Here is a 3,501-nt window from a genome sequence, read left to right as displayed (position 1 = left end):
GTGCTCGTCACGATCGGCGTGGTGGCCCTGCGCGACGAGCCGGGCGCCGTACGCGCCAAGACCGCCTTCTCCGACAGTGGCAAACCCGTGCCGGGCCTGTATCCGCTGGCCTTCAGCGGCACGGTGGCCGACCGGTTCACCCCTGACGTGCGGCAGACCGGTTCGGTACGGCAGGCCGGGCCGTACCTGGTGCTGACCACGGCGGGCCAGGTGGACGGGCGGCCCGCGAACGCGGCGGACGAACAGCGGCCCGCCATCTTCGCCTTCGCCACCGAGATCGCCGAGCACGTGCTGACCGACCTCAGCACACCCAGGATGCCCGACTGCACGGCCAAGGAGTGGCAGTGCTGAACCTGGGCAGTAGGCGGATCATGCTGAGGCAGGGCGCGGCGGTCGCGGCGGCCGGGATGGTGCTGTTCACGGCCGCGCCCGCGTGGGCGGACGACGTGCGCGGCGGTCAGCAGCCGGTCATCAAGACGCTGGAGCTGACCCAGGCCTGGCGCACCAGCAAGGGCCGCGGGGTGACGGTGGCGGTGCTCGACTCCGGCGTCGATCCACGCCATCGCGACCTGGTGCGCTCGGTGCGGGTGGGGAAGGATTTCACCGCCGGCGCGAACCCGCCCGGGGTCGCCCCGCTCCGCCTGCACGGCACGTACATGGCCTCTCTGATCGCCGGGCACGGCCACGGACCCGGAGGAAAACTGGGGATCATCGGCGTAGCGCCCGAAGCGGACGTACTGTCAGTAAGGGTCATCCTCGAGGACGAGGAGCCGGGTTTCCGGGAGTTCAACTCGGAGGAGCGCTTCGAGAACGTGGTGGCCCGGGGCATTCGCTACGCCGTGGACGAGGGGGCAGACGTGATCAACATGTCGATCTCCAAGGAGCTGGCGACCAGGGAGGAGCGGGCGGCCATCCGCTACGCCATCTCCAAGGGCGTCGTGCTCGTGGCCGCCGCCGGCAACGACGGCGACAGGAAGGTCGACGCGGACTACGCCCCCTACTCCTATCCGGCCGCCTTTCCCGGGGTCGTCTCCGTAGGGGCGACGGACCGGCGGCTGCGCCGGGCCACGTTCTCCAACTGGAACTCCTCCGTGCTGGTGGCCGCGCCGGGCGTGGACATCATGGGCGCGGGCCCCGGCGACGAGTACTGGGTCGGGCGGGGCACCTCGCAGGCAACCGCGCTGGTCTCCGGAGTGGCCGCCCTCATTAAGTCCAAATACCCGGACATGTCGCCGCCGCTGGTCGCCCGCGCCCTGACCGCCAGCGCCACCGATCGGCCGCCGGGAGGGTACGACATCGCCACCGGCTTCGGCATCGTGAACGCGGCCAGGGCCCTGCTGGAGGCCGGCAAGCTGGCCGGCTACACCGAGACCGCCGCGGGCGCCCAGGCGCAGGACCCCGCCAGTCCGCTGGCGGGCGGGCAGGCGGGCACCATCAAGGTCATCGACAGGGATGAGAAGCGCGTCACGGTCCACGCGGCCATCGCCGCCGCCGCGGCCGTCGGCGCGCTCGCGTCCCTGAGCGTCATATTCATCCTGGTCAGGCGCGTCCGCCGGGCACACAGCTCACAAGGCGCATGATCCGCCTACTAAGGGGGACGAAATAGACAGGCGAGGGAGCGGCGAGAGAAGGCGGCGGCTCCCCAGCGACCGAGCCGCTTCCATGGAGTGGAGGCCGTCAACACGGATGAAGTCGGGAACGAGGCGGTGTGAGGGCTCGTAGGTCGACGTCAGGGCTACCGCGCGCCGGGGGAGACGCCACGCAGGGGCAGAGGAACCCGCTCGGCGCCACCACCGGCCGGCGCTCGCGCGTCCGTGCTTGGCCGGCGGCGAACTCCCGTACGCGCGCGGCCGTCAGGCAGCGCGTGGAGCTGGAAGGGCTCCAGCAGGGCGTGCGCTACAGGCGCATGTTCGTGACGCTGCTCAGCGTCATCGTGGTCGTGTCGTCCGTGGTCGTGCTGCTCGGCACGGTGGGCCTGTTCGCCGAGACGCGGTCGCGCCCGCTGACCCCCGATGAGCAGAACCAGTACCAGCAGGAGGAGATCGCCAGACGCTGGCAGGCCTGGCCGGCGACGGGGGTCTTCCCCGAAGAGGTGAAGTACCTCGGGCTCGACCGGGCCCAGCAGTACGCCAGGCGCGTCGGCATCGCCCCTGAGACCGAGTGCGGCAAGGGCGTGGACGCCTCCGTCGCCGGGGTGCTGCAGAGCCACGGCTGCGTCACGATGCTGCGGGCGACGTACATCGACCAGACGGCCTCGTTCGTGATCACAGTCGGGGTGGCCGTGCTGAAGGACGAGGCGGCCAGGGTCTCGGCCACCGAGGAGCTCACCCAGGACGACCGCGTGGGCGTGCTGCCCGTCGCCTTCCCCGGCACGATCACCGAGCGCTTCGGCCCCGACCAGCGCCAGCGCACCGGCTGGGTGGGCGCGGGGCCGTACATCGTGTTCTCGACGGCGGGCTACGCCGACGGGCGGACCAGGGCCGCGATCCCGCCCGAGGAGATCCTGCACAGCGAGCTGTGGCCGGCCGCCAAGTCCGTCGGAAACCAGATCGCCTACTTCCTCGCGGACCCCCCCAAGGTGCCGCCCTGCACCCAGGGGAACGTGTGCTAGCCGGCGTGCGCGCGCTCACCGCCGCGCTGCTCGTGCTGTCAGGGCCCAGTGCCGAACCCGTGAGGGATCAGCAGCAGTGGGTGCTCGACGCGCTCAACGTCGAACAGGCCTGGTCCGTCACCAAGGGCGAGGGCATCACGGTCGCCGTCGTGGACAGCGGCGTGGACGGCCACATCAAGGAGCTGAAGGGCCGCGTGAGCGACGGCCCCGACATGACCTCGGGCGCGGTGAGCCGCCAGATGCCGCCGGGCAGGCACGGCACCGCCATGGCAGGCCTGATCGCGGCCTCGGGTGAGGACGACGGGCTGGTCGGCATCGCGCCCAAGGCACACATCCTGTCGCTGCCCATGGTCACGGACGACGACCCCGAGCTGGGCGTCCCGCCGGTGCAGGACGACGAGCAGATCTCGGAGAGTCCGCTCGCCCGGGCGCTGCGGTACGCGGCCAACCACGGAGCCAAGGTCGTCAGCATGTCCATCGGCTCCTACGGCCCGCTCAGGTCCGAGCGCGAGGCCGTCTCGTACGCGCTCGGCAAGGGCGTCGTCCTGGTCGCCGCCGTGGGCAACGACGGCCTGACCAGTTACGCCAAGCAGAACGGCACCTCCTACTGGAGCTTCCCGGCCGGCTACCCAGGGGTCATCGGCGTGGCGGCCACCGACAAGCAGGGCAAGCGGGCCACGTTCAGCAGCGACAACCTCTCCGTGCTGGTCGCGGCGCCCGGCGTGGGCGTGCCCGTGGTCAAGCGCAAGAGCGGCTACGAGCTGTCGGAGGGCACCAGCTCGGCCGCCGCGCTGGTGGCGGGCGTGGCCGCGCTCATCAAGTCGCGCTATCCGGACCTGCCGCCAGAGCAGGTCGCCCAGGCCCTGGCGTCGAGCGCGCGGGGCAGGCCG

3 protein-coding genes and 1 pseudogene are annotated in these 3,501 nt (G+C 71.7%); all 4 read left to right on the top strand.

The window, feature by feature from the left end; translation table 11 throughout:
* Window positions 1-351: pseudogene (locus AB0J09_RS59790) on the top strand (hypothetical protein); the annotation flags it as partial.
* Complete coding sequence (locus AB0J09_RS59785; RefSeq protein ID WP_360712534.1) at window positions 345-1,580, top strand: S8 family serine peptidase; 1,236 nt, start codon at window positions 345-347, stop codon at window positions 1,578-1,580. The pseudogene AB0J09_RS59790 and the gene AB0J09_RS59785, both read left to right, overlap by 7 nt.
* 128 nt (window positions 1,581-1,708) lie before the next feature.
* Window positions 1,709-2,611, top strand: coding sequence for a hypothetical protein (locus tag AB0J09_RS59780; protein WP_360712531.1), 903 nt, complete (start codon window positions 1,709-1,711; stop codon window positions 2,609-2,611).
* A gap of 5 nt (window positions 2,612-2,616) precedes the next feature.
* Window positions 2,617-3,501, top strand: an 885-nt coding sequence (locus AB0J09_RS59775) for a S8 family serine peptidase (protein WP_360712528.1), incomplete at its 3' end; no start/stop codon positions are given.

The sequence above is a fragment of the Nonomuraea sp. NPDC049784 genome (assembly GCF_040659615.1).
Lineage (GTDB): Bacteria > Actinomycetota > Actinomycetes > Streptosporangiales > Streptosporangiaceae > Nonomuraea.
Note: the sequence above shows the minus strand (reverse complement) of the source record. Positions and strands in the feature narration are given on the sequence as shown.